Source organism: Thioclava sp., assembly GCF_048263065.1.
GTDB lineage: Bacteria > Pseudomonadota > Alphaproteobacteria > Rhodobacterales > Rhodobacteraceae > Thioclava.
This window is the reverse complement of record NZ_JBLXEM010000009.1, coordinates 46,383-69,963: the sequence shown is the minus strand read 5'-3', so window position 1 is coordinate 69,963 and position 23,581 is coordinate 46,383. Positions and strand designations below refer to the sequence as shown.

21 protein-coding genes and 1 tRNA gene are annotated in these 23,581 nt (G+C 62.4%); 13 read left to right on the top strand and 9 right to left on the bottom strand.

The window, feature by feature from the left end:
* Positions 1 to 246: 246 nt before the first annotated feature.
* On the bottom strand, positions 247 to 966 hold the full coding sequence (locus tag ACN0SD_RS13270) for an HAD family hydrolase (protein ID WP_417808711.1): 720 nt from the start codon (positions 964 to 966) through the stop codon (positions 247 to 249).
* Between the two features lie 119 nt (positions 967 to 1,085).
* On the opposite strand from ACN0SD_RS13270, the gene clpS reads away from it, so the two are divergent.
* The 3 genes from clpS to ACN0SD_RS13255 all read left to right on the top strand — a co-directional run bounded on the left by clpS (position 1,086) and on the right by ACN0SD_RS13255 (position 3,418).
* Entirely contained in the window at positions 1,086 to 1,412 is a 327-nt protein-coding gene (gene clpS, locus ACN0SD_RS13265) for an ATP-dependent Clp protease adapter ClpS (RefSeq protein ID WP_417808749.1), read from the top strand.
* 97 nt (positions 1,413 to 1,509) lie between these two features.
* Positions 1,510 to 2,559: a class I SAM-dependent methyltransferase gene (locus tag ACN0SD_RS13260; protein WP_417808710.1), complete on the top strand. Its 1,050-nt coding sequence runs from the start codon at positions 1,510 to 1,512 to the stop codon at positions 2,557 to 2,559.
* A gap of 49 nt (positions 2,560 to 2,608) precedes the next feature.
* On the top strand, positions 2,609 to 3,418 hold the full coding sequence (locus ACN0SD_RS13255) for an SDR family NAD(P)-dependent oxidoreductase (protein WP_417808709.1): 810 nt from the start codon (positions 2,609 to 2,611) through the stop codon (positions 3,416 to 3,418).
* Positions 3,419 to 3,467: 49 nt separating this feature from the next.
* Here the strand turns inward: ACN0SD_RS13255 and ACN0SD_RS13250 are convergent, their stop codons facing one another.
* The gene (locus ACN0SD_RS13250) at positions 3,468 to 3,875 is read right to left on the bottom strand and encodes a hypothetical protein (protein ID WP_417808708.1); all 408 of its coding nucleotides are present in this window, start codon (positions 3,873 to 3,875) and stop codon (positions 3,468 to 3,470) included.
* 110 nt (positions 3,876 to 3,985) lie between these two features.
* On the opposite strand from ACN0SD_RS13250, the gene hemF reads away from it, so the two are divergent.
* The gene (gene hemF, locus ACN0SD_RS13245; protein WP_417808707.1) at positions 3,986 to 4,885 is read left to right on the top strand and encodes an oxygen-dependent coproporphyrinogen oxidase; all 900 of its coding nucleotides are present in this window, start codon (positions 3,986 to 3,988) and stop codon (positions 4,883 to 4,885) included.
* 468 nt (positions 4,886 to 5,353) lie between these two features.
* Positions 5,354 to 5,932 (top strand): LysE family translocator, encoded by a 579-nt coding sequence (locus ACN0SD_RS13240; RefSeq protein ID WP_417808706.1) that lies wholly within the window; start codon positions 5,354 to 5,356, stop codon positions 5,930 to 5,932.
* Positions 5,933 to 5,939: 7 nt separating this feature from the next.
* Here the strand turns inward: ACN0SD_RS13240 and hemE are convergent, their stop codons facing one another.
* Complete coding sequence (gene hemE / locus ACN0SD_RS13235; RefSeq protein WP_417808705.1) at positions 5,940 to 6,971, bottom strand: uroporphyrinogen decarboxylase; 1,032 nt, start codon at positions 6,969 to 6,971, stop codon at positions 5,940 to 5,942.
* Between the two features lie 105 nt (positions 6,972 to 7,076).
* On the opposite strand from hemE, the gene hemC reads away from it, so the two are divergent.
* Complete coding sequence (gene hemC / locus ACN0SD_RS13230; RefSeq protein WP_417808748.1) at positions 7,077 to 8,021, top strand: hydroxymethylbilane synthase; 945 nt, start codon at positions 7,077 to 7,079, stop codon at positions 8,019 to 8,021.
* Between the two features lie 42 nt (positions 8,022 to 8,063).
* Entirely contained in the window at positions 8,064 to 9,269 is a 1,206-nt protein-coding gene (locus ACN0SD_RS13225) for a hypothetical protein (protein ID WP_417808704.1), read from the top strand.
* A 63-nt stretch (positions 9,270 to 9,332) separates the two neighbouring features.
* Here the strand turns inward: ACN0SD_RS13225 and ACN0SD_RS13220 are convergent, their stop codons facing one another.
* Positions 9,333 to 9,947: an arylesterase gene (locus ACN0SD_RS13220; protein WP_417808703.1), complete on the bottom strand. Its 615-nt coding sequence runs from the start codon at positions 9,945 to 9,947 to the stop codon at positions 9,333 to 9,335.
* 85 nt (positions 9,948 to 10,032) lie between these two features.
* Here ACN0SD_RS13220 and ACN0SD_RS13215 point away from each other — a divergent pair, with 85 nt between their 5' ends.
* Together ACN0SD_RS13215 and ACN0SD_RS13210 are read left to right on the top strand one after the other, a co-directional pair.
* Positions 10,033 to 10,716 (top strand): ABC transporter ATP-binding protein, encoded by a 684-nt coding sequence (locus ACN0SD_RS13215; RefSeq protein ID WP_417808702.1) that lies wholly within the window; start codon positions 10,033 to 10,035, stop codon positions 10,714 to 10,716.
* On the top strand, positions 10,713 to 13,220 hold the full coding sequence (locus ACN0SD_RS13210; protein WP_417808701.1) for an ABC transporter permease: 2,508 nt from the start codon (positions 10,713 to 10,715) through the stop codon (positions 13,218 to 13,220). The genes ACN0SD_RS13215 and ACN0SD_RS13210 overlap by 4 nt, the downstream gene beginning before the upstream one ends.
* Positions 13,221 to 13,360: 140 nt before the next feature.
* Here ACN0SD_RS13210 and ACN0SD_RS13205 read toward each other — a convergent pair whose 3' ends face one another.
* Positions 13,361 to 13,822: a transglycosylase SLT domain-containing protein gene (locus ACN0SD_RS13205; RefSeq protein ID WP_417808700.1), complete on the bottom strand. Its 462-nt coding sequence runs from the start codon at positions 13,820 to 13,822 to the stop codon at positions 13,361 to 13,363.
* 90 nt (positions 13,823 to 13,912) lie between these two features.
* Complete coding sequence (locus ACN0SD_RS13200) at positions 13,913 to 16,354, bottom strand: heavy metal translocating P-type ATPase (RefSeq protein WP_417808699.1); 2,442 nt, start codon at positions 16,352 to 16,354, stop codon at positions 13,913 to 13,915.
* A gap of 134 nt (positions 16,355 to 16,488) precedes the next feature.
* Between ACN0SD_RS13200 and ACN0SD_RS13195 the strand changes: the two genes are divergently transcribed.
* From ACN0SD_RS13195 to mnmH, 3 genes are all read left to right on the top strand, one after another.
* Positions 16,489 to 16,695, top strand: a complete 207-nt coding sequence (locus tag ACN0SD_RS13195) for a DUF2892 domain-containing protein (protein WP_417808698.1) — start codon at positions 16,489 to 16,491, stop codon at positions 16,693 to 16,695.
* Between the two features lie 136 nt (positions 16,696 to 16,831).
* Positions 16,832 to 17,410, top strand: coding sequence for a L,D-transpeptidase (locus ACN0SD_RS13190; RefSeq protein ID WP_417808697.1), 579 nt, complete (start codon positions 16,832 to 16,834; stop codon positions 17,408 to 17,410).
* A complete protein-coding gene (mnmH, locus tag ACN0SD_RS13185; protein WP_417808696.1) occupies positions 17,410 to 18,456 on the top strand; it encodes a tRNA 2-selenouridine(34) synthase MnmH in 1,047 nt (348 codons plus the stop codon). The genes ACN0SD_RS13190 and mnmH overlap by 1 nt, the downstream gene beginning before the upstream one ends.
* Here mnmH and selD read toward each other — a convergent pair.
* Complete coding sequence (gene selD, locus ACN0SD_RS13180; RefSeq protein WP_417808695.1) at positions 18,449 to 20,614, bottom strand: selenide, water dikinase SelD; 2,166 nt, start codon at positions 20,612 to 20,614, stop codon at positions 18,449 to 18,451. The genes mnmH and selD overlap by 8 nt on opposite strands.
* A gap of 136 nt (positions 20,615 to 20,750) precedes the next feature.
* Here selD and ACN0SD_RS13175 point away from each other — a divergent pair.
* Positions 20,751 to 20,827, top strand: a tRNA-Met gene (locus ACN0SD_RS13175).
* Between the two features lie 149 nt (positions 20,828 to 20,976).
* Here ACN0SD_RS13175 and ACN0SD_RS13170 read toward each other — a convergent pair.
* The gene (locus ACN0SD_RS13170; protein WP_417808694.1) at positions 20,977 to 22,266 is read right to left on the bottom strand and encodes an NAD(P)/FAD-dependent oxidoreductase; all 1,290 of its coding nucleotides are present in this window, start codon (positions 22,264 to 22,266) and stop codon (positions 20,977 to 20,979) included.
* 220 nt (positions 22,267 to 22,486) lie between these two features.
* Positions 22,487 to 23,572, bottom strand: a complete 1,086-nt coding sequence (locus ACN0SD_RS13165) for a BMP family ABC transporter substrate-binding protein (protein WP_417808693.1) — start codon at positions 23,570 to 23,572, stop codon at positions 22,487 to 22,489.
* Positions 23,573 to 23,581 lie beyond the last annotated feature (9 nt).

The following is a 23,581-nucleotide window of genomic DNA, read 5'->3' as shown; positions in this document are numbered from 1 at the left end:
TCGATGCCCCGATTTTTATATGCCGCATCGTTGGCGGCTTTGGGGCTTGATTTCCGATCAGCCTAGCATGTGTATTGCGACCTGAAAACTCTCTATTTTCAAGCGCTTTCACTGCGACATTCATGCAATACTACTAGATGTAGGGGGTGACCCGCCGCGGCCCCCTCTAGTGGTGGTGGTTTGGCGAAAATTCGTCACTTTTCCCTTCCGACGCGTCAGTGCGGTTTTCAGCCGAGACGGATTGCCTCAGGACTGCGTGTCGATCTGCGCGATCAACGCAGGCAGAGCGCCCAAATCAGCCAATTGCGCAAATCGCGGATGCGTGTCGGGGGCGGGCGCATGTTCAAGCGCCCATGTCATTTCATGGGGAATATGCACGCCCCAACCGCCCGCCTCGATCATCGGGATCACATCGGATTTCAGCGAATTTCCCGCCATCACCCCCTGCGCCGCGCCGTGGCCGTGACGCGCGAACACCTGCGCATAGATCTCGGGCTTTTTGTCAGACACGATTTCCACCGCATCAAACAGATCGCCCAGACCCGATTGCGCCAATTTGCGTTCCTGATCAATCAGATCGCCCTTGGTGACCAGTACCAGCCGATACTGCCCAGACAGCGCCTCGATCGTGGCGCGCGCATGGGGCAGCAGATCGACGGGATGGCTTAGCATCTCACGCCCGGCGGCCAGAATTTCGGCGAGAACCGAGGCCGGCACACGCCCCTCGCTAACCTCAATCGCGGTTTCGATCATCGACAGGGTAAAGCCTTTGACGCCAAAGCCGTAATGGGAGACGTTGCGCCGCTCCGCCGCGATAAGGCGGTCGGCCAAGTGATCCGGGCCTTTCCTATCCTGCGGCATATGATCCGCCATCAACGCGGCAAAATGCGCCTGCGTAAGCTGGAAAAACCGCTCATTGTGCCAAAGCGTATCATCCGCATCAAAGCCGATTGTGCTGATTTGCATCACTTGCCCTTATCTTAAGCGCGCCCAGAGTCTTTTCATATGTCACGAAGGCCCTATATTCCGCCAGAGCCCTCAACGATTCCTGATCTGGCGGAGATGCCTTGACTGAGCCGTTTTACATGATGTCGCATGACAATGAGGATGACCGCGAAGACGAGACCGGTGTCGCCACTAAGACCCGGCCGAAAACGCAGCGTCCGCCGATGTATAAGGTGATGCTTCTCAACGATGATTACACGCCGATGGAATTCGTCGTGCACATCCTTGAGCGGTTCTTCGGCCTTAACCATGCGCAGTCCTTCGAGATCATGCTGACGGTCCATAAAAAGGGGCTGGCGGTGGTCGGGGTGTTTAGCTTTGAGGTGGCGGAAACCAAGGTCGTGCAGGTGATGGACTTCGCGCGTCGCCATCAGCACCCGCTGCAATGCACGATGGAAAAAGAGTAACCCCTTTGTTGTGTGCCGCGATGGCGCTGTGCTTGCTATTGTTGCGCCCCGGCCCTAAGGGACGGGCGCGTTTTGTTATTGGGATACCCAGTCGCCTATGAGCCAATCTCGTCTGTCTTTCGCCCTTTCGGCATCTGATACGCTGCCCGAGCACGGGCAGATTGCGCTGTTTGCGCCCAGTGCTGCGCTGGATCTAAACGCTTTGCCGTTGGATCGTTTGGTAGCGTTCCAACCCTTCAAGCCCGATCATGACGCATTGGCCGCGCGCGGTGTTGCGATGGCGCAGGAGCCAGCGGGGCCGTATGCGGCGGCTGTGGTCTTTGCCCCGCGCGCCAAGGCGCAGGCGCGTGCACTGCTGGCGCAGGCCTGTGCCTGTGTCACGCCGGGTGGCTCGATCTATATCGACGGCGCGAAATCCGAGGGCATCGACTCGCTGCTGCGGGAATTGCGCGGGTTGGTAGTGCTGGATGCGCCCATCGCCAAGGCACATGGTAAGATCGCACGCTTCTCCGCCGATCCGAAGGCGCTGGCCGATTGGGCCGCGCGCGATATCGCGGCGGCACCGGGGTTCGTCACGCGTCCGGGTGTGTTTTCCGCCGATGGCGTTGATGAAGGCTCGGCCCTGCTTGCTGCCTGCCTGCCCGAAACGCTGCCCGCGCGGGTGGCCGATCTGGGCGCGGGTTGGGGCTGGCTGGCCGCGCAGGCCCTTGCACGACAGGGCGTTCAGGAAATCGCACTTTATGAGGCTGACGCCTCCGCGCTTGATTGTGCGCGGCGCAACATCACCGACCCACGCGCGCAGTTTCACTGGGAGGACGTGACGCGCCTGCCCGCCGGCGCGCGTTATGATGCGATCATCATGAACCCGCCGTTCCACAAAAGCCGCGACGCCGAGCCGGGCCTGGGCGAGGCATTCATCGCCGCCGCCGCGCGTCTGCTGACATCCTCGGGTGTGCTGTGGATGGTGGCCAATCGACATCTTCCTTACGCCGATGCGCTGGCCAAAACCTTTCGCGAAATCCAAGAGGTTACGCCGCCAAGCGGGCCGTCCACACGGTTTCGCATCACCCGCGCCCAAGGCGTGATCAGCGCGCGCGAGCAAGCCCGCGGCGCACCCCCGCCGCGCCCCTCTCGCACTAGGCGTTAAACGCCGCTAAACTCCACCAGACTCAAAGCTAACCCATTGGGAGAGAGCCATGTCGCTGTCCATTTCTGGCAAGACTGCCATCGTTACCGGGGCCGCCCATGGGATCGGGCTGGCTGTTGCGCGCCATTTCCTTGATCGCGGCGCGCAGGTGATGTTTGCAGATATCGACGAAGAAAAGATGGCCTCGGAATTGGGCGAAAGCGCAAAATCCGAAGGCCCCGCGCGTTATTTCGCAGGCGATCTGTGTCAAAAACTAACGGTGAAAAACCTGCTGTCGGCGACAGTCGATGCCTTTGATCGCATTGATATTCTAGTCAATACCGCGCGCGCCTTCGCGCCCTGTGATCCGCTGGACCCGTCGACCGAAGTGCTTGATGACATGCTGGCAAAGAACATGAAATCCTCGCTGCGGATTTCTCAAATGACCGCCAAGCGGATGATAAAACAGGCAGAGGACGAGGGCCGAGAAGAGGGCGAGATCGGTTCGATCGTGAATGTCTCTTCGCTCGCCTCGAACATCACCCAGCCGGGATTGATGGCCTATTCAATTTCGTGTGCTGCGCAAGATCAGTCGATCCGCTCGCTCGCCGTGGCGCTTGCGCCCCATCGCATTCGCGTCAATGGCGTGTCGTTCGGGTCGGTGATGTCGCGTTCGCTGCAAGATACGCTGAAAGAGAACGAGGATTGGCGCGAGGCGATCTGTGCGGGCACGCCGCTGGGTCGGATCGCGCCGCCCTCTGAGCTGGCGGAAACGGTGCAATATCTTGCCTCGTCGGGGGCAAGTTTCGTCACCGGGCAGATCGTGAAAATTGATGGCGGGCGTAGCTTGCTGGATCGCGTTCAGGTGCCTGCATTTTAAGAGATGAGATAAGGGCCGCTTAATTAGGGCCACCCGAATGAAGCGCTGCTTATTTGGCTTCTTCGGGATAAAGCGCGCGGCACTGCGCAATCTGGCGCTGCGCCAAAGCGGTCAGCTCGCGCTTTTTCGCCAAAAGATTGTCGCGCTTGCGGGTCTCAATCACGGGGTCGATCGGCACCGCGCGCCGGCGCGTAACGGTATAATCCTCAAGGCACATGCGCGGCGTCTCGACGATCTTGTCGCCCTTCTTGATCGTGCGGGTGCCGCAAACTTCCCAGCGGCTTGAAATGGTCTCATAGCTTTGCCACGCATAGCCGCGCGCAAGATTGGCCTGCACTTCGCTCAGCAACGTGTCGACGCGGCGTAACTCGGATGTGGACTGGCGGATGCAGCGTTCTTGGGGCGTGCCGCATGCGGTCAATACGATCAGCGAAATCAACAGAAGGGCAGGACGCATTGAAGTTCTCCTTTGACCCAGCTTAATGCGCGCGCGGCGCGCAATCAATCGCGCCCTTTTCGCGCACGCGCCGCCCTGATATGGATCGCGCAACCCCCAAGGAGGCCGAGATGAGCGACACAGCCGAAGATTTCGACGCCCGCAAGGCGCAGGCCAGCCAGTGGTTTTCTGACCTGCGCGACAGAATTGTCGCCGGATTCGAGGGGCTTGAGGACAGCCACACGCAAGGCCCGCTTTCTGACGCAGCACCAGGGCGCTTTGAGGTCACCCCGACCGAGCGGCGTGGCCCCGACGGTGAGGATCACGGCGGTGGCAAGATGTCGGTGATGCGCGGCGGTCGCGTATTTGAGAAGGTCGGGGTGAATATCTCGACTGTGTGGGGCGCATTGGCCCCGCGCGCACAAAAGGCGATGGCAGCGCGCGGGGTTCCCGGGATGGAGGAAGATCCACGCTTTTGGGCCAGTGGCATCAGCCTTGTGGCGCATCTGCAAAACCCCCATTGCCCGGCCGTGCATATGAACACACGGATGTTCTGGACGCCGGGCGCGTGGTGGTTTGGCGGCGGCGCCGATCTCAACCCCTGCATCGAATATGACGAAGATACCGCGCATTTTCACGGTGAGATGAAACGCGCCTGCGATGCCCATGACGGCACCTATTACGATCACTTCAAAGCTTGGGCGGACGAGTATTTCTTTATCCCTCATCGCGGCCGTGCGCGCGGTGTTGGCGGGATTTTTTTTGACGATCTCAATACCGAAGACTGGGATGAGGATTTCGCCTTTACCCAAGCCGTCGGTGCGGCGTTCCTGCCCGCCTATCTGCCGCTGATCGAGAAACGCCGTGTGCAGGACTGGTCTGAGGATGATCGCGAAACGCAGTTGCTCCATCGCGGTCTCTATGCCGAGTATAATCTGGTCTATGACCGGGGCACGAAATTCGGGCTGGAGACCGGGCATAATGCTGATGCGGTGTTGATGAGCCTGCCGCCCGTGGCAAAATGGTATTGAGCGCGGGTAGTTAGGGGGCGCTGCCCCCTTCGGCTTTCGCCATTCACCCCCGGGATATTTAGATCAAGAGGAAGGGGCGCAAGATGGGGCGTTGACGCTGGACGTACTGTTTGCGTTCGCGCTGGCTTCGGTTCTGATTGAGCTGACGCCGGGGCCGGAAATGGCTATCTGGATTTGATTGCCGCGTCTGAGCAGCGCCGCCCCGGATTGGCCGCAGTGGCGGGTTGATCTTCAATCTTTTGAGCCTCAAGGCGGCGGCGTTTCACATCGCGGTATTGCCGAGCTTCTTGTTACGCGTGACGCGGTGCGGGGTGAGGTGTCGATCCTGTCGGGCATCGCGTTGGCCGCAGCGGCTACGCATCGGTTTTTTGACGATCCAGCCCGCGTGTTTTAGGTCGTGTTTTGTCAGTTGCGCTGGCACTGGTAGCGATTTTGTTTGCAGTGAAAACAGTACGGTAAGGAGCGATAATGCACAGTCTGTTTCTATCCCTGCTCGGTTTTGCCTGCGTCGCGGCAGGCACGCCGGGGCCGAATAATATCATGGTGATGAGTTGGGGCGCGACCTTTGGGTTTCGTCGCACGGTGCCGCATTTGCTGGGGATCGCGCTGGGGCATGGGGGGATGGTGGTATTGATCGCGCTGGGGCTGGGCGAGGTGTTCATTCGCCTGCCCGCGCTGCATGACGGGCTGACGGTGTTGGCTGCGATTTACATGCTGTGGCTGGCGTGGAAAATCGCGCAGTCAGGCGCGCCGGGGCAGGGCAGCAACACGCACCCGTTCACGTTTTTGCAGGCGGCGGCGTTTCAATGGGTGAACCCAAAGGCTTGGGCGATGTCGCTGGGCGCGGCTACGATTTACGGCAGTTTGGGCGCGCTTCTAATGGGCGCGGTGTTCGTGGTCATCGACCTGATCGCGGTGTCGATCTGGACGGGACTGGGGCAAACTCTCAGCCACTGGCTTGGCACGGGGCCGCGGCTGAGAGCGTTTAACTGGCTGATGGCGGGGCTGTTGGTGGCCTCGATCGCGCTGGTGTTCATGCAGCGCTAAGCGCGCCTCAGCCGTTTCGGATCGTCTCGACCATCAGCGCCACGTTCTCGGGATCGGCATCGGGCGTGATGCCGTGGCCAAGGTTGAAGATATGCGGCCCGTTCTTGAACGCTTCGACGACGTGACGGGTTTCATCCACCAGCGCCTGACCGCCCGTGACCATGTGGCTGGGCGCGAGATTGCCCTGCACGCAGCCCGCGATTTGCACATTGGCCGCGCCCCATTCCGGCGTGATCGAGTTGTCGAGCGCCACGCAATCGGCCCCCGTTTTCTCGTGAAACCCGATATAGCCCTCGCCCGCCTCGCGCGGGAAGGCGATCACGGGCAATTGCGGGAAGCGCGCCTTGAGTTCGGCGATGATCTTGCGCGTCGGTTCAACCGCGAAATCGTGGAAATCGTCGCCCTTGAGGCTGCCCGCCCAGGAATCGAACAGCTTAACCACTTCGGCCCCGGCCTCGACCTGTTTGGACAGGTATTCGATGGTCGACTCGGTCAGCAGGTCGATAATTTTGCAAAAAGTTTCGCGATCATGCGATTTCAGTGCATGGGCCGGACCCTGATCCTTGGTGCCTTGCCCTGCGATCATGTAGGTGGCCACCGTCCAGGGCGCGCCCGCAAAGCCGATCAGCGTGGTTTCGCTGGGCAATTCGCGGCTAAGGATGCCAACGGTTTCATAGATCGGGGCCAGCGTGTCGTGAATGTCGTCTTTCGTTTTCAGCTTGGCGAAATCGGCTGAAGTGGTGGTCGTGCTAAGGCGCGGGCCTTCGCCGGTGACAAACCACAGATCAGCGCCAAGAGCTTGAGGCAACAGCAAAATATCGGCAAACAGGATCGCTGCGTCAAAGCCGTAGCGCCGGATCGGCTGCAAGGAGACCTCGGCGGCAAGTTCGGGATTGTAGCACAGCGACAGGAAGTCTCCGGCCTGTGCGCGCGTGGCGCGATACTCGGGCAGGTAGCGCCCGGCTTGGCGCATCATCCAGACCGGGGGGGTCGGCAGCACTTCACCATTCAGTGCCCGCAGGATCGTTTTCTCAGCCATTTGCGTCTCCTCTTTGCCCCTTTCATCGCGACCTTGCCGCCCATGTCAAGCGCGCGCCGTCTTGCGCGGGCCATCTGTCGCGGGTAAGCGGGAGGAATGATGCAGATGCCCGATGCGAAATCCCCGCTCAAGATCGGCACGCGCGGCTCGCCTTTGGCGCTCGCGCAGGCCTATGAAACACGTTCGCGCCTGATGGCGGCCCATGGCCTGCCAGAGGCCGCTTTTGAGATCGTGGTGATTAAAACCTCGGGCGATGATCGCGCGCAGATTGCTGCGGACATGTCGCTGAAGGAAATCGGTGGCAAGGGGCTGTTTACTAAGGAAATCGAAGAGGCGATGGTTGATGGCCGCATCGACATTGCCGTGCATTCGATGAAAGACATGCCCACCGAGCAGCCCGAGGGGTTGATCCTGAACTGCTATCTGCCGCGCGAAGATGTGCGCGATGCGTTTGTCAGCCTTAACCACGCCGGAATTGGGGACCTGCCCGAAGGCGCGGTTGTGGGGTCTTCCAGTCTGCGGCGGCGCTCGCAACTGGCCTATCGCCGCCCCGATCTGAAGCTGGTGCAGTTTCGCGGAAATGTGCAGACCCGGTTGAAAAAGCTGCAAGAGGGCGTGGCCGAGGCGACGTTTCTTGCGATGGCGGGGCTGACTCGTCTGGGCATGATCGAGGTTGCGAAATCCGCGATAGCGCCGGAAGAGATGCTGCCCGCCGTGGCGCAAGGTGCAATCGGGATTGAGCGGCGGATATCGGATGCGCGCTGCGAGGCGCTGCTGGCCCCGATCCACCATCTGCCCACCGCACAACGTCTGGCGGCAGAGCGCGCCTATCTTGCGACGCTTGACGGGTCTTGCGAAACCCCGATTGCCGGGCTTGCGATCATCGAGGGTGACGAACTGTGGTTGCGCGGCGAAATCCTGCGCCCCGATGGCTCCGAGGCGATCTCGGGTGAGGGGCGCGGCTCCATTTCCGAGGGCGCGGCTTTGGGCGATGATCTGGCGCGCCGCTTGTTGGCCAAGGCCCCCACGGGCTTTTTCGACTGGCGTTAAGCCCCCCTTGAACTTGCCCGCAAACGGGGGCAATGGGGGCGTATGTTCGCCCCGTTCCGCCCGATAGCAAAAGACCCCGCGCTGCGCTTGGCAGCGGTTTTGCTGGTGCTGTTTGGTGCCCATGCGGCGACGATGGCACCCTATGTTTCGGCGCTGGCGATCAAGGTGTTTGGCCTGTCTGACAGCGCCTATTCGGGGGTGTTGCTGATGGCCTCGGTGCTGTCGGTTTCGGCCTCGGTGGGACTTGGGATATTGGCCGATCAGCGCGCCAATCGCCGCGCCATTGCGCTGGGCACATCCGCGATGCTGATCGCGGGTTCAGCGCTAGTGCTGGCAGGCAATAATGCGGTGGTGTTCGTGATTGCCAATGCGCTGATCTTGCCACTGTCCGCCTCGATCTTTGGTCAGCTTTTCGCGCTATCGCGGCTGGCGGCCTCGACCCATCCCGAGCATGACCGCCCCGCGATTCTATCCACCTTGCGCGCGCTGTTTGCACTGCCGTGGCTGATGGTGCTGCCGATCTGGGCGGTGGTGTTTGACCATGGCGCGCCACTGACGGCGATTTACCCGGTGACGCTGACGCTGGGGGTGGCAATTCTCGCGCTGACACTGGCGTTCTGGCCGCGTGATGGGGCGACGCGCTGGCCTGACCCGAAATCGGGCCTGACCTTTCGCCAATCCCTGCGCGAAATGGCGAACCTGCCCATTCTGAGCCGCGTCATCGCGCTGGGCACGATCAACGGCGCGGTGATGCTGTATCTGGTTGTGATGGGGCTGGTCTTTGCCGCCACGCCGGGGCGCGGGGCGTCTGATACTGCGCTTTACGCGGGGCTTCTCGCGGGGCTGGAAGTGCCGTTTATGCTGGCGCTGCCGATCCTTGTGGGGCGGGTGTCGCGCACCGCGTTGATCTGGGCGGGGGCGGCCCTTTACGCGCTGCATCTGGGGCTGCTGCCGCTGCTTGCACCTACGCCCTACGTCTGGCTCCTCACGCTGCCCGGCGCGGCAGGGGGCGCGGTCGTGCTGACCCAGCCGATGGCCTATCTGCAAGACCTGCTGTCCAACCGCCCCGGCGCGGGGGCCTCGCTGATGGCGCTGCAAAAGCTGGCGGGGGATGCGTTTTCCGCAGCTGTGTTTGCAATTGGCACAGCCTTGGCGGGCTACGAACTCGCCGCAGCAGCAGGCGCTGTTTTAGGCGTGATCGGGGCTGGCGCGCTTTGGGCGATGGACCGTCGCGCCGCGCGCAGCTAAGCTCTTTCATCTAGCTCAAAATACTCCTGCCGGAGGCTCCTGCGATCGGCCAAGGACGCGCCTTTAACTGCCGGGTTGCACCTTTGCCAACAGCTCCAGAACCTTGGGTCCCAAAGCCGCGACCACCTTTTTCACGCCTGCAGGTGAGGGGTGGATATTGTCGGCCTGCATCAAGTCTTCCTTAGCGCGCTCTTCCAGCGGTGTGGCCATGATCGGCGCCAGCAGATTGGGCACCAAGACCGCATCATACTCTTTCGCAAGTTCGGGATAAATCGCGTCGAACTCGCGCTGATAATCCGGTCCGTAATTGCCCGGTGCAGGCAGGCCGGCCAAAAGCGCCGGAATATGTTTGCCCTGCAAATCGGCCAAGATCGCATCCAGATTTCCGCGCGCCTCGCTGGGGGGCAGGCCGCGCAGCAGATCATTGCCGCCAAGAGCCACGATCACTGCCTTGGTGTCAGGCGTCAGCAGCCAGTCCAGTCGCGAGCGCCCGCCCGCCGTGGTGTCACCCGACACACCGCCATTCGCCACCGTCACATCCGCGCCATGCGCTTGCAGCCAGTCCTGCAACTGTGGCACTAGCCCATCGGCAGGGTTGTCCAGCCCGTAGCCCTGCGTCAGCGAATCCCCAAGTGCGAGAATTTTGGTTTGCGCCGCGGCCGGCAGGGTCAGCAGCATTGAGAGTAGAATTCCTGCCCCCAACCGCTTGCGCATCCGACCTTTCGGCCCATATCCCTTTGAAGCAAAAGAAAGACAGGTGGCCATGGCTGACACGATCCTCGCGCTCAAAGGGGCAAAACTCGCGCTGGCGGGCAATGCTGGCACGGTCGAGATTTTGCGCGGGATCGATATCGCGATCGAGCGGGGCGAAAGCGTTGGGCTTACGGGGCCTTCTGGGTCGGGCAAATCGTCGCTCCTGATGTTGATGGGCGGGCTGGAACGCGCCACCTCGGGGTCGGTTATGGCATTGGGCCATGATCTGTCGGCGATGTCCGAGGATGATCTGGCCCGCTTTCGTCGGGGTAATATGGGGGTGGTTTTCCAAAGCTTCCACCTTATCCCGACAATGACGGCGCTGGAAAATGTCGCAATGCCGCTGGAAATCGCCGGCGTGCCCGATGCTTTCGCGCGCGCCGAGGCGGAATTGGAGGCCGTGGGCCTAGGTCATCGCGGCCATCACTACCCCTCGCAAATGTCGGGCGGAGAACAACAGCGCGTGGCCCTTGCGCGTGCCGTCGCGCCGCGCCCGGAGATCCTTCTGGCGGATGAGCCGACGGGCAATCTCGACACTGCCACGGGGGCCACGATCATCGAGTTGCTGTTTGGCCTGCAAGAACGCAATGGTGCGACGCTGATCCTTGTCACCCACGCGCCTGAACTTGCCGCGCGTTGTGACCGGATCGTTGAGCTGCGCGATGGTTTGGTTTTGACGGGTGCGCCCGCATGAATCTGGCTTTGATTATCGCCCGGCGCGAGCTGCGCGCGGGTCTGCGCGGCTTCTGGGTTATGCTGCTGTGTCTGATGCTGGGGGTGGCTGCGATTGCCGCCGTGGGGCTGGTGCGCGGGGCGATCACCTCGGCGCTTGGCGATCAGGGCGCGGTGCTGCTGGGGGGCGATGCGCAATATGAATTCACCTATCGGCGCGCCAAGCCTGATGAGTTGAAATGGATCACCGATCACGCCGAGGCGGTCTCGGAAGTCGTCGATTTCCGCTCGATGCTGTCTACCGGAATGGACGCGACCGAGCGCGCGCTGACGCAGGTTAAGGCGGTGGACGGGGCTTATCCGCTGGTGGGCCAGCTGGTGCTGGACCCACCTTTGGGCAGGGCCGCGCTCAAAGGCGAAAACGGAGTCGCCGGCATTTTCCTTGATCCAATCTTAGCGGATCGTCTAGGCTTGAAACCCGGCGATCAAGTGCGCCTTGGCGGACAAGATTTCGTGATGATGGCGCGGATTGTGCGCGAGCCTGACAGCACCGGAACCGGTTTTGCGCTGGGACCGCATTCGATTGTGGCACTCAGCGCGATTGAGGGCACGCCGCTGCTGGCCCCCGGCTCGCTGTTTGAAACTCAATACCGTGTGACCCTGCCGCCCGGCACCGATCTGGCACTGGCCAAGCGTCAGGCCGAAAGCCATTTCAAAGATGCCGGAATGCGGTGGTCGGATCGCCGCCGCGCCGCGCCGGGCGCGCAGCGTTTTGTCGAGCGGCTCGGCTCGTTTTTGGTGCTGGTCGGGTTGGCGGGGCTGGCGGTGGGCGGTGTGGGGATTTCCGCGACCGTGTCGTCTTGGGTTGAGCGCAAATCGGGCACAATCGCCACGCTGCGCGCGCTTGGAGCGACGGGAGCGACGATCCGCGCGGCCTTTTTGATCCAACTGGTGGCGCTTGGCGTGGTGGGCATTGTCGCCGGGCTGGCGCTAGGCGCGGGGCTGGTGTCTGCCGCCTCGGGGCTGATCGAAAACGCGCTGCCGATCCCGGTCGATATCCGCTTGCAACCCGGCCCGCTGGGCGAGGCGGCGCTGTATGGTGCGCTGATTGCGGCGATTTTTGCGCTGTGGCCGCTGTCGCGCATGGCCGCGATGCGCGCGGCGACGCTGTATCGTGACACGATGAACGGTCGCCGCCTGCCGCCTTGGCCGACGATGGCGCTGACCGGGGCGCTGCTAGTGGTGCTGGTCGTCGTCTCGGCGTGGTTTTCGGGGCTGTGGGGGCTGACGCTGGCCAGCCTTGGCGGGATCGCGCTGGCGCTGGCGATTCTGAGCGTCGCGGCATGGGCAATCCGGCGCGGCGCGCGCGCGGCGCAACACTTGGCGCGTGGTCGGCCTGCCTTGCGCGCGGCCTTGGCGGCGATTGGCGGGCCGCGATCCGAGGCGCGCTCGGTCATCTTGTCGCTTGGGCTTGGCCTGTCAGTTCTGGCCGCTGTGGGGCAGGTCGATGCGGGTCTGCGAGGGGCGATTGCTAATGATCTGCCCAAGATCGCGCCGGCTTATTTCGTGATCGACATCCAATCTGATCAGATCAAACCGTTCAAAGCGCTGCTGGCGAAGATGCCTGCTGTCACCAAGGTCGAATCCGTGCCGATGCTGCGCGGCGTGATTACCAGGATCAACGGGCAAGATGCGCGTAAAGTCGGCGGTGAACACTGGGTGCTGCGCGGAGATCGCGGCGTGACCTATTCCGAGACGCCGCGCGAAAAATTAACGGCTGGGACATGGTGGCCCAAGGATTACGCCGGCCCGCCGCTGGCCAGTTTCTCGGCCAAGGAGGCCGAAGAGATCGGCTTGAAACTGGGCGATGATCTCACGGTCAATATTCTCGGGCGCGATATCACGGCCAAGGTCACCTCGTTTCGCGATGTCGATTTCTCGACCGGCGGGATCGGCTTTGTGCTGACGCTGGACCCGGCGGCGCTGCGCGCGGCACCCCACACATGGCTGGCGACAATCTACGCCCCACCGCAGGCCGAGGCGCAGGTGATGCGCGATCTGGCCAAGACGTTCCCCAATATCACCGCGATCCGGGTGCGCGACGCGATTGCGCGCGTCACCGATGCGCTTTCTGCGATTGCGCGGGCGACCTCGCTGGCGGCCTCGGTTACGCTGCTGACGGGCTTTGTCGTGCTGATCGGCGCGGCGGCGGCGGGTGAGCGGGCGCGTGCCTGGGAGGCGGCGATGCTCAAGACGCTTGGGGCGACGCGCGCCACGATCCTGTTCAGCTTCGCGCTGCGCTCGGCGCTAATGGGCGCGGCGGCGGGGCTGGTCGCGATTGCCTTTGGCGGGCTGGCGGGCTGGGCGGTCGTCGATCTGGTGATGGGGGCGAGCTATCAGTTCGCGCCGATCCCTGCGCTGATCATTGTCGCGGGTGGGGTGTTGGCGACACTGGTCGCAGGGCTGGTCTTTGCGCTACGCCCGCTTGCCGCGCGCCCGGCGGGGGTGTTGCGCGCCTCTGAGTAAGGGCGCGCTCGTTGCACTTTCGGGATGCCTCTGGCGGGAGTATTTAGGGCTAGATGAAAGCGGGACCGCCCGCACTTTCATCTAGCCCTAAATACTCCCCGCGGAGCGTCCTACGCCTGACACGCGCGCTGCGGATTAGCTTAGCGCAGGCCGGTTTGCTTTAGCAGGCCGCGTTTCTTGGCCTCGTAGTAGTAGCCGCGCGCATACCACGTCATGGCGCGATCCTGCGACCCATCTGACACCAGCCATGCGCCGCGCAGATATTTCACGCCGTATTTCAGGTTGGTTTCGGCATCGAGTAAATCGCTCGGGCTACCGCGAAATCCCATACCGCGCGCGGTTTGCGGCAGGATTTGCATAAGCCCGTAATAAGGGCCGTTGCGCGCGCTGGGATGATAGCGGCTTTCGCGTTGGATCACGCGATGCGTCAGGCTGCGCGGCACCTCGTAGTGATCGGAATACTTGTTGATCAGCGCGCGCAGTTGCGGCGTTTCGTTGCGGTGCAGGGGTATGTTCTGATCGGGTTTGGGCAGCGGATGCGGGCTGCCTCCGCACGCGGCAAGGCTGGCCAAGGACAGTAAGATGAGGCGGCGTGACAGCATAAGGTGCTCCGGCATGATCTGGCGCTAGCAAAGCCCTAGATGCGCGTTAAGGAAAAGGGGGCTTGGCGCGCATCGGCGTGCAATCGCCGATCAGCTTGCAGCGCGGCGAAGTCGGAGCGCGTTGGAGACGACGAAGACGGAGGAAAACGCCATAGCCCCCGCCGCCAGCATCGGCGAGAGGCCGGGGCCGCCAAAGGGCACCAGCACGCCCATCGCGACCGGAATCAGCGCCACGTTATAGGCGAAGGCCCAGAACAGGTTTTGCTTGATATTGCGCATCACCGCGCGCGACAGGGTCAGCGCGCGCGCCACGCCTTGGGGATCACCGCCCATCAGCACGACCTGCGCAGCCTCAATCGCGACATCGGTGCCAGTGCCGATGGCAAGGCCCACATCGGCGGCGGCCAGCGCGGGGGCGTCGTTGATCCCGTCGCCTACGAACGCCACCAGACCATCGCTGCGCAGCCGCTCGATGGCATCGCGTTTGCCGTCAGGAAGCACCTCGGCCTCCACCCGGTCAATGCCTAGCGTATCGGCCACGGCCTGCGCGGTGGCGCGGGTGTCGCCGGTGACCATTGCGACCTGCACGCCTGCGCGATGCAGCGCGTCGATGGCGGCGCGGGCCTCGGGTTTAATCGGATCGGACAGCGCCATGAGCGCAACCGGTTTATCATCAAACGCCATCCAGACGGGCGTGCGGCCTTTGGCGGCAAGCGCCTTGGCGTCTGCGGCAAAGGGGGTGATATCAGCGCCCGCCTGCACCATTGCTTGCGCGTTGCCAAGCCATAGCTGCGCGCCCTCGGCCTGCGCGCGCAGCCCCATGCCCGCGAGCGCCTTGACGCGTTTGACCGGTGCGTGGGCGATGTCACGCGCGCCAGCAGCGTCAAGAATTGCGCGCGCCAGCGGATGTTCCGAGCGCGCCTCGGCCCCTGCTGCCAGCGCGAGGATTTGGTCTTCGGTCAGATCTGCGAGCGGGACCAGATCTGTCAGCGCGGGCTTGCCTTGGGTCAGCGTGCCGGTTTTGTCAAAGCCGATGATCGTGACCTCGGACAGCCGTTGCAGCGCGTCACCGCGCCGGAACAGCAGCCCAAGTTCCGCGCCCCGTCCGGTGCCCACCAGAATCGAAACGGGTGTCGCCAGCCCCATTGCGCAGGGGCAGGCGATGATCATCACCGAGATCGCGGCGACGAAAGCATGGGTGAACCCCATCCCCGCCAGCAACCAGATTACGAAGGTGCTAAGCGACAGCACCATCACCGCGGGCACGAAAACGCGCGTCACGCGATCTACCAGCGCCTGCACGGGCAGCTTCGCGCCCTGCGCCGTCTCGACCATCGCGATGATGCGCGCAAGCACGGTATCGCCTCCGGTGGCGGTCACGCGATAGCTGAGCGCGGCTTCGCCATTGATCGTGCCGCCGGTGATCGCGTCGCCCTCGGATTTGCTGACCGGAATTGGCTCTCCAGTCAGCATACTTTCGTCGATATGGCCCGCGCCTTCGGTGATCACCCCGTCCAGTGCGACGCGTTCGCCCGGTGCGAGCAACAAGATATCGCCGGTGGCGAGGGCACTGATCGGGCGCTCTTCGATACCGTTTGGCGTTTGCACGCGCGCGGTTTTGGGCTGCAATCTGATGAGGCGCGAGATCGCCTCGCCTGCACGGCCCTTGGCGCGTGCCTCCAGCCAGCGGCCCAGTAAGATCAGGGTGACGATGGTGGCGGCGGCCTCGAAATAGACGACGCGGGCAGAGGCGGGCAGGGCGTAGGGCAGCAGGGTGACGAGCGTTGAGTAAAGGAACGCCGCCAGCGACCCCATCGCTACGAGCGAGTTCATCTCGGGTGCGCCGCGCAGCAGTGCCGGGATGCCGACGCGCAAGAACGCCCGCCCCGGAAAGGCCAGCACCAGCGCGCTCAAGACAAGCTGGACCCACCAGTTGATCCGCATCGCCAGCGAGATCGGCGCGCCGTGATGGATATGCTGATCCAGCACCCAGTGCCCGCCCATCGCCAGCATCATCACCGGCAGGCTCAGCGCCAGTGCGATCAGAAAATGACGCTTGAGGCGTGCGGCCTCGGCGGCTTGGCGTTGCGTGACGGGGGCGGGGGCGGCGGTATGTGCATCGCCCCGGTGCGCCGAATAGCCCGCGTCGGTGACGGTTTTGGCCAGATCATCGGGGCTTACCGCGCCCTCGATATAGCTGACCTGTGCAGATTGCGTGGCCAGATTGACGCTAGCGGAGGTGACACCGGGCATCGCCATCAGCGCGCGCTCCACCCGTCCGGTGCAACTGGCGCAGGTCATGCCCTCGATGTCCAGGCGCGCAGTCCCCAACGTGGCAGGGTAGCCCGCCGCGTCCAGCGCGCCAAGCAGATCGGGCAGCGTCGCGGGGGCGTCAAATTCGACATCGGCCCGGCGCGCCATCAGGTTGGCGCTTGCCTGATGCACGCCCGGCACGCCCATCAGCACGCGCTCGACCCGGCCCGTGCAGGATCCGCAATGCATCGCGTCGATGGTGAACGAGGTTTTGGTCATAGATACGCTCCTGCGCTTGATGTGATGCGGGCAGGGGATGCGGTCAAGCGTCGCGGGACACATTCGAACTATTGAATTTGTCGTGAGACGGTGTTAAATCTTCATCAACAGAAATTCCTATGTGGAGCCTTCCCATGAACCTCGATCGTGCCATTTTCGCCTTTGCTGGCGTCATGATTTTGATTTCCGTGCTGCTGAGCGCGTTTGTTTCGATCTATTGGCTGTGGTTCACCGCCTTTATCGGCGCGAACCTGCTGCAATCGGCTTTTAGCGGATTTTGCCCCGCCGCTTGGATTTTCGGCAAGTTCGGCGTGAAATCGGGCTGCGCCTTCCAGAAGTAAGGCGGATAGGTCACGCTGGCGGTCTTATCTGCATTGCTGGCCCTCGAGAACTTGAGAGGACGGGGTGGCTTTGCTAGCCTCGTCTTCAAGTTTTTGCCGCAACCTCTATGTATTTGCGGAGTTTCAGGAGTTGCCGATGGATCGCCGCACCTTTCTTCTTTCGCTCGCCGCTTTGTCTGTTGCGGGTCTGCCTGCCTCTGTGCAAGCTGCCAATGTCGAGGTCGAGACGGCCAAGACTTGGCCTATCGGGTCGCAATATTACCCGACCAAGGTGCGGGTGAAACCCGATCTGGCGGTCGGCTCGATTATCATCGTGTCGGACAAGTTTTTCCTGTATCACATCATCGCGCCGGGCGTGGCGATGCGATACGGCGTGGCGGTGGGTAAAGCCGAGTTGAAGTTTCGCGGTCAGGCCGTGGTGGCGCGCAAGGTCGAATGGCCAAGCTGGAAACCAACGCCCGAGATGATCGAGCGCAGCCCCGAGCATTACGCGAAATATGCCGACGGGATGCCGGGCGGGCCGCAAAACCCGTTGGGCGCGCGCGCGATGTATCTGTATCAAAACGGCCATGACACGGCGATCCGCATTCACGGCACGACATCACCCAGCTCAATCGGGCATGCGGTGTCCAACGGCTGTATTCGAATGGTGAATGATCACGTGATCGCGCTGTTCAACACGGTCCCTGTTGGCACGCCGGTGACCGTTTACTAATGCAACTCGACTCTGTCGCGCAGATTGCGGAACTGGATTTCGACACGATTATTGATGTCCGCTCCCCGTCCGAATTCGCCGAGGATCATATCCCCGGTGCGATAAACCTGCCGGTGCTTGATGACGATCAGCGTGCGCGGGTGGGCACGATTTACAAACAGGTGTCGTCCTTTGATGCGCGCAAGATCGGTGCGGCATTGGTTGCGGAAAATGCTGCGCACCATCTGCGCGAGGCGCTGGCAGAGAAGGATGGCGGCTGGCGTCCGTTGGTTTATTGCTGGCGAGGCGGGCAGCGCTCGGGGTCATTCACCACAATCCTGCGCCAAGTGGGCTGGCGCGCCGAGTTGGTTGAAGGCGGCTATAAGACGTGGCGGCGGCTGGTCGTCGAGGCCTGCGCCGCGCCGATGCCGTGCCCGGTCGTGGTACTGGATGGCAATACCGGGTCGGCCAAAACGGATATTCTTAAGGCGGCTGGTGGGCAGGGCGCGCAGGTAATCGACCTTGAGGGGCTGGCCAATCATCGCGGCTCGTTATTTGGCGCGCGCGAGGGCGGGCAGAGCAGCCAGAAGGATTTCGAATCGCGGCTGGCGCGCGCGATTACGGCGCTTGATCCGGCGCGTCCGGTGTTGCTAGAGGCGGAAAGTTCGAAAATCGGCGATCTGCAATTGCCCAAGGGGATTTGGGGCGCGATTTGCAGCGCGCCGCGCATTCGCATCAAAGCGCCGCTGGCCGAGCGTGCGGCGTATCTGGCACGCGCCTATGGCGATATTACCGCCGACAGCGCGCGCCTGAGCGCCGTAATCGACAAGCTGCGTCCGTTTCATGCGGCTGAGCGGATCGAGCGTTGGCAGGCGCAGGCGGCGGCGGGGGAATTCGCCGCGCTGGCGGGCGAATTGATGGCCGATCACTATGACCCGCGGTATGAAAAACACCGTGCGCGGCAGGCGTTTGACGAGCAGGTTATCGAGGCTTCCAGTCTTGAGGCTGATGCGATTGCGGGTTTGGCGGCGCAGGTGATCAAGGCTGCCCAAGCTGCGCCTAGCTGACTCGCAGCATCGCCGGACCGGGGGTGATCTCGCCAATATCGGCGGCGGCGTATCCGGCGGCGTGCAGCGCCTTTAGCACCGCGCCTGCCTGATCGGCTGGCACGGCGGCCAGCAGACCGCCCGACGTTTGCGGATCATAGAGCAGCTCGCTTTTCGGCCCCGGCGGAGCGGTGATATGGCCTGCGCAATTGGCGATGTTTTGTGGCAATAGCGTGGAGTGCTGACCTGCCTCTGACTGCGCCAAGGCACCTTCCAGCAGCGGCACCGCGTCCAGATTGATTGCAGCCGATACACCTGACGATTTGCACAGGCCCAGAAGGTGCCCCGCGAGGCCAAAGCCGGTCACATCGGTCATCGCGCGGGTTACGGGGGCAAGTATCGCGCTGGCCTTGGCGGAGCTGGTCGCCATTGAGTCGAGCGCGTGTGCGACAATTTCGCCTCGCGCGGCTTTCGCCATCTCGGCGGCCAGAATGACCCCGGTGCCAAGCGGCTTGGTGAGGATCAGACGGTCGCCAGCCTTTGCGCCATCCTGCCCGATGGGACGCGCACACAGCCCCGTCACGGCAAAGCCCAAAGTCAGTTCAGCCCCCATCGAGGTATGCCCGCCCACCAGATCAGCGCCTGCCTCGGCAAAGGCCTGCGCGGCGGCGCTTAGCATCTCGGCCAAGGCACGCGCGCCCATATCTTCGGATTGTCGGGGCAGGGTGACTTGGGCGAGCGCGGCTTGCGGGGTTGCGCCCATCGCCCAAGCGTCGCTCATGGCGTGTAGAGCGACGATGCGGCCCAGCATCCACGGGTCTTCGGTGAAGGCGCGCACATGATCGGTGGTAAAGACCTGCGCGCCCGCTTCATGGGCGAGTAGAGCGGCGTCATCGCCCGTGCCCGAGAGCACATCGTCGCGCGCGGGCGCGGGCAGCCCGGCCAAGGCCGTGCGCAGGGCGGTGCCGCCCAGTTTCGCACCGCATCCGCCACAGAGTGGCTTGTCGCCTAGCACATCTTCAATTCCCAGCGCGCGTGCGGCGGGTAGCGCAGGCGCGGGCATGTCGGGCAAATCATGCACGCGGTCCATGAACTTGCGATCAATCCGGTCTTTCCAGCGCCACAGCCATTTGCCATCCAGCGGCAGGCCCCATTTATCGGCAACCGCCCCCTTGCCGCCCGTCGAGATCAGCTTGAGATAATCGCGCTGCGGGTGATAGTCGCGCATCGCTTTGCCAGACAGCGCGGCGCGCAGGTTGTGAAACAGCGGCTTGGCTTGACGCACGGCGTAAACGCCTGCCTTGGGGCGCGGGGCGTAGGCCAGATCGGCAATGTCTCCGGTGGCGAAGATCAACGGGTCCGAGCTTTGCAAGGTCGGGCGCACCGTGATGAAGCCGTTTTGCAACGCCAGCCCGGTGTCGGGCAGCCAGTCGGCGGGTTTCGTTGCCCCCGTGCCGATGATGAAATCAGCCTTGGCGCTGCGCCCGCCTGTTAGCACGACCTCGCCCGCGCGCGCGCCTTCTAACGCGGCACTGGTTTCAATCGTCACGCCAAGGCGCGCGGCATGGGCCAGCATGCGTGCGCGTGCGCCCGAGCCAAGCGCGCGTAGGGCTTCCGGCGCGGCCTCGTAGACGGAGACCTCAGCGCCGGGCAGGCGATGCGCGCAAGCCATTGCGAGTTCCACCCCGGCCACGCCACCGCCCACCACGGCGATGCGCGGATTGGCGGGGGCGGTTGCAAGGAACTCGGCCCAAGCATCGGCGAACGCATCTAGCGGCTTGGCAGGGGTCACATGGTCAGAAAAACCGGGAAGCTGGGGCATCTCGGCGGTGATGCCGATGTCAATTGAGGCGACGTCATAGGCCATCGGCGCGCGCCCCGGCACATGGATTTCGCGCGCGTCGCGGTCGATCCCGGTTACGAACCCCAGCACCAGCCGCGCCCCCGCATGGCGCGCCAGCTTGACGAGATCGAGCTGCAACTCGTCGCGCGCATAATGGCCCGCGATATGGCCCGGCAGCATGCCCGAATACGCCGCAGAGGGCATCGGGTTGATCACGGTCAGGCGCACACCCGGCAGCGGGTTCATCCCCCACATCCGCAGAACCAGCGCATGCGTATGCCCGCCACCGATAAGAACAAGATCGCGGGTCAAAGGCAGGGGGGCGGAATTTTGCATACTCTCTCCTTATGGCCCCATGCCTAGCGGCTCGTCGCGCATTCGCCAATCGCCAATCTGACGCAGAAGGAGAGAACCTTTTCGTGCAAAACGCCCTTGACGGGGGGGGCGGGTTTGCCTAGTTAGCGCACGCAGTGGCTAGGTAGCTCAGCTGGTTAGAGCACACGACTCATAATCGTGGGGTCGGGGGTTCGAGTCCCCCCCTCGCCACCACTTATCCCCCTTTGCCACCACTTATCCCCCTTTTTGCGGATCAGACAAACGGCGCTTGCGCCGCTTTTCTGCATCTGCGGGGCGATTAAGCGGCGCGCATGAAAAAAGGCGAGCCGAAGCCCGCCTTTCCCGCAAATCGTTTTGAAAGCTTAAACGTCGGTCTTTTTGACGGCCTTGAGCTTGTCGATGCCAAGGATTTTCATCCCGAACTTCTCGTAATAGGGCTCGGAGGTGCCTTTGCGCATTTTGCGCATAAAGTATTTCTCGAACCCGATCTTGGCGAGGTGGACCCATTTGCCTTGGCTCGACCAGTTCACATTGCGCGGGGGCAGTTGCGGCTGGGCGACAAAGGCAATCCCGCTATCGCCGAAATCGGCGAGGCAGATCGCGTTCCAAGTGCCGGTTTCATCAGGCTCTTTGCCGCGCACGATATTGCCGATGTTATGGGCGGTCGCGGTGACCATAGATTCGATCATAAACCCGGTTTTCGGCACGCCACAAGGCACCGGGGTCGGCCCCATCGGCGGGATCGCGATGCCCACGCCAATACCAAAGACATTAGCGTATTTCGGATTGCGCTGGTGCTTGTCCACGATGACGAAACCGCGCGGGTTCACAAGACCCTCAAGCCCCATGACCGCGGGAATGCCGCGGAAGGGCGGTAGCATCATCGAATATTTGAACGGCATTTCGTGGGTCGCTTTGATCGACCCGTCATCGGCGATCTCTTCGACATGCATCGTGCCGTCTTCGACTTTTTTGACGCGGCTCGAGGTCATCCATTTGATGTGCTTGTTGCGCATCTCGGATTCCAGCAGACCCTTGGTGTCGCCCACGCCATCAAGCCCGAGGTGGCCGACATAGGGTTCCGAAGTCACGAAGGTGATCGGCACCTGATCGCGGATCTTGGCGCGGCGCAGCGCGGTATCAAGGATGAAGCAGAACTCATAGGCCGGGCCAAAGCAGGACGCGCCTTGCACCGCCCCCACGATGATCGGGCCGGGGTTCTTGCAGAATTTCTCAAAGTCGATCTTCGCCGCTTCGGCGTGATCGACGTGACAGACGGAATGGGTGAAGCCCTCGGGGCCGAGACCCTCGATTTCGTCAAAGGCCAGTTCAGGGCCGGTGGCCAGCACGATGTAGTCGTAGCTGATCTCACGGCCGTCATCGAGTTCGACCTTGTTGTCATCGGGGTGCACACGCTTGGCGCCGACCGTAATGAAGTTGATGTTCTTTTTCTTCATCGTCGGTGCAAGATCGACGGTGATGTCCTTGCGATCACGCCAGCCAACAGCAACCCAGGGGTTGGAGGGCACAAAGTGGTATTTCTCCTCTTTGGTGATGACAGTGATTTCGTCTTCTGTGCGAACCTGATCGCGCAACTCATAAGCCATGATAGCGCCGCCAAGGCCCGCGCCAAGCACCACGATATGTGCCATAGTTTTGATTCCTCCCATTACCCGGATGTCGGTTTTTTGCTTGACCACCCGTTGAATGCAGATTTTTGAATATGTCAAGCGCGCCGGTCAACCCATCATTGCGCGGAAACCGGCTTATCGACAAGCCTAACGCGAAAGTGACTGTCCGACACACGCGAAATTGTAAGAAAAAGGCCAGCGCTGGGCACCGGCCTTTCCGAATCATATCAGTAAGGGTGTCTTACTTGGGGGCTTCTGCGGTGATCCCCTCGACATAAAACGTCATGCCGTGCAGTTGCTCATCCGTCGCCACTTCGCCATCCGCGAGGAAGACCGACCCGTCTTGCTTGTTCAGCGGCCCGGTAAAGGGATGCACGGTGCCGCCAGCGATGTCGTCCTTGAGCTTGAGCGCCTCTGCCTTGACCTCGGCAGGAACCGCGTCGGAAATCTCGCCGATCTCGACCATGCCGGTATCAATTCCGCCCCAGGTGCTTTCAGATTTCCAGGTGCCGTCCATCACTTCGCCTGCGCGCTGGATGTAATAGGGGGCCCAGTTGTCGATCGTCGAGGACACGCGCGGCTTGGGTGCAAAGCCCGACATATCCGAGGCCTGACCAAAGGTGATCACGTTGCCAGCTTCTTGCGCCTTGGCTTGGGGTGCCGTGGAATCGGTGTGTTGCAAAAGCACGTCCACGCCATCGGCGATCAGGGCTGCGGCGGCATCGGCCTCTTTCGCGGGATCGAACCAAGTGTAGGCCCAAACGACTTTCATCTCGACATCGGGGTTGACCTTTTTGGCGGCCAGATAGGCGGCGTTGATGCCCTGATAGACCTCGGGGATCGGGAACGAGCCGATATAGCCGATCTTGTTGGTCTTGGTCATGCGCCCGCCGATAGTGCCCTGAATGGCGCGACCCTGATAGAATTTCGCGTCATAGGTCGCGAGATTATCGGCCAATTTGTAGCCCGTCGCGTGTTCGAATTTCACATCGGGGAACTTCTTGGCGACGTTTATGGTCGCATCCATAAACCCGAACGAGGTCGCAAAGATCAGCTTGTTGCCAGCAAGGGCAAGTTGGGTCAGTGCGCGCTCGGCGTCGGGGCCTTCGGGAACGCTCTCGATGAACGAGGTCTGCACCTTGTCGCCGTATTTTTCCTCGATCGCCTTGCGGCCCTGATCGTGCTGATAGGACCAACCCATATCGCCCACCGGACCGACATAGATAAAGCCGATTTTCAGCGGCTCGTCAGCGGCGAATGCGGGCAGGCCGACACCGGCGACCAAGGTGGTCGCGGCAGTGGTTTTCAAGAAGGATCTGCGGTTCATCGTGTAACT